Origin of the sequence: Brachyspira pilosicoli (genome assembly GCF_019402445.1) — a bacterium.
Classification (GTDB): domain Bacteria; phylum Spirochaetota; class Brachyspiria; order Brachyspirales; family Brachyspiraceae; genus Brachyspira; species Brachyspira pilosicoli_B.
This window is the reverse complement of record NZ_SRZM01000002.1, coordinates 1-2326: the sequence shown is the minus strand read 5'-3', so window position 1 is coordinate 2326 and position 2326 is coordinate 1. Positions and strand designations below refer to the sequence as shown.

Here is a 2326-nt window from a genome sequence, read left to right as displayed (position 1 = left end):
ACTGGGGTGCGGGGCAAAGCCCTGCAAATATTTTCAATATAAAAAATAGTATTTAAAAATTTTTAAATATAATAAAATTCATTAAGAATCTGGCTTTAATGTTGCCTTAAGGTTTGAGAAAAACTCTTCTTCGTCCATTGCCATATCTTCTGGAAGTCCCTTTCTCATCTCTTCCAAAAATATTGATGGGGTGCATTCTACATCTCTTCCCTGCTTTTTTCTTTTCATACAGTATGTTAATGTGAGGTGTTTTTTTGCCCTTGTCATGGCAACATAGCAAAGTCTTCTCTCTTCTTCTATCTCTCTGTCTGATGAACTTTTATGATGCGGAAGTATGCCATCTTCCATGCCGCATATATAAACATAAGGAAACTCTAAGCCCTTTGCAGCATGTATACTCATAAGCATTACACCTTTCTTTTTCTCTTCTTCATTGTTTTCTTCAATGCTCATTAAAAGTATTCTGTCTAAATAATTTTTTAGAGTAGCGTTTTTATTTCCTTTTTCATATTCAGCTATACCATTCATTAGAGATTCAATATTTTCTATTTTTTTGCTTCCCTGCTCTTTTGTATCGCTTGAGTTTAATACTTCATTATGATATGCGATTGTATCTAAAAACTTATTAATGTTTTCGTAGAGTTTTGGTTTTTCTAATGTATTTTTATCAACAGTAAATACTTCATTATAATAATGAATAATATCTAAAAAATCTTTTATACCTGTTTTTGCCTTTGGAGGTATATCGTCTATATTCTCATAGTCGAGTAATGTTTGATATAATGACACACCGTTTTTTATGCTTATTTCATTGAGATTATTAATTGCAACAGCCCCTATTCCTCTTTTCGGTATATTAATAACTCTCAAAAGAGAAACCTCATCTTCTGGATTAACAAACAAGTTTAAATAAGCAAGTATATCTTTAATCTCTTTTCTCTCATAAAACTGAAAAGCACCAACAACAGTATATGGAATGCCTCTAAATCTTAAAGCCTCCTCAAAAATACGCGACTGAGAGTTCATTCTAAAAAGAATAGCAAAGTTTTCATAGTTTAAATTTTTGTTTATTGCAGTTTGTGTGATATTTTCTGCTATAAACTGTGCTTCATCTCTCTCATCTTCGCAAGGCATAATAACAGGAGGTATCCCTTCATCATTAACTGCAACAACCTCTTTTGCTTTTCTTTGTGTATTGTTGCTTATTACAGCATGTGCCGCTTCAAGTATTGCTTTAGTGCTTCTGTAATTTTTATTTAATGTAATTATCTTAGCTTCTGGATATTCGTTTTCAAAAGAGAGTATATTTGATACATCAGCCCCCCTAAAAGCATATATACTCTGGTCATCATCGCCTACTACAACTATGTTTTTATATTTTGAAGCTAAAAGACTTGTGAGCTTATATTGTGCTAAATTGGTGTCTTGATATTCATCAACCATAATATATTTAAATCTCTCTTGATACTTATCTAAAACCTCAGGAAAATTAATATATAAATCAATAGTTAAATTAATAAGGTCATTAAAATCAACAGCATTATACCCTTTCAAATAATTCTGATAAACCTCATAAACTCTTTTAGCAATCTTCTCCAAATCATCATGAGGCACTACTTCATTTGGCTTCATTAAATTGTTTTTGTATCTATCTATATACCAAGCAAAGAGGTTTTCATCATAATTAAGAGTATTTACTTTAACTTCTCTCAAAATATTTCTTATAAGGGTTCTGCTGTCTGAAGAAGAATATATACTAAAGTTTTTTTTGTATCCTAATTTATCTATATCAAGCTTAAGCACCCTCACGCAAAAAGAATGAAAAGTGCTGATTACTAATTGTTTAGGTTTTTCTTTAAGCAAAGCAGCTATTCTCTCACGCATTTCATTAGCAGCTTTATTTGTAAAAGTAACAGCAAGTATATTACTAGGGTCTATTCCGTTTTTTATTAAATAGGCAATTCTCTCTGTAATTACTCTAGTCTTACCGCTTCCTGCACCAGCTAATGCAAGCATAGGTCCGTTAATATGCTCTACAGCTTTTTTTTGCTCTTCATTTAACATTAATGCCATAAAAAATAAAAAACCTTTATTTAGAAGTTGGAAATTTATTATATATTATAACGAAATATATACAAGCACAGGGGTTGTTATTAAAAATAGTGTATGGTTAAACTATTATATTTTGTAATTTTTTACAGACATATTATCAATTTTTCACGCTTTAGTATAAACATACAAACCAATAATTTTTTATTAATTTTTTTGTTGTTCTTTTTCCCGCCTTCGTACCCACACCTAAAGGTACTTCCTACGGTCGCAGGCA

1 protein-coding gene is annotated in these 2326 nt (G+C 30.7%); it reads right to left on the bottom strand.

What is annotated here, in order from left to right; all coding sequences use genetic code 11:
* Positions 1-81: 81 nt before the first annotated feature.
* Positions 82-2073: an ATP-dependent helicase gene (locus tag E6A48_RS00020; protein ID WP_219708016.1), complete on the bottom strand. Its 1992-nt coding sequence runs from the start codon at positions 2071-2073 to the stop codon at positions 82-84.
* Positions 2074-2326: the final 253 nt, after the last annotated feature.

What these genes read in the sequence shown, in the direction of transcription:
- E6A48_RS00020 (WP_219708016.1), bottom strand. Translation starts at nt 2,073, where the DNA reads ATGGCATTAATGTTAAATGAAGAGCAAAAAAAAGCTGTAGAGCATATT.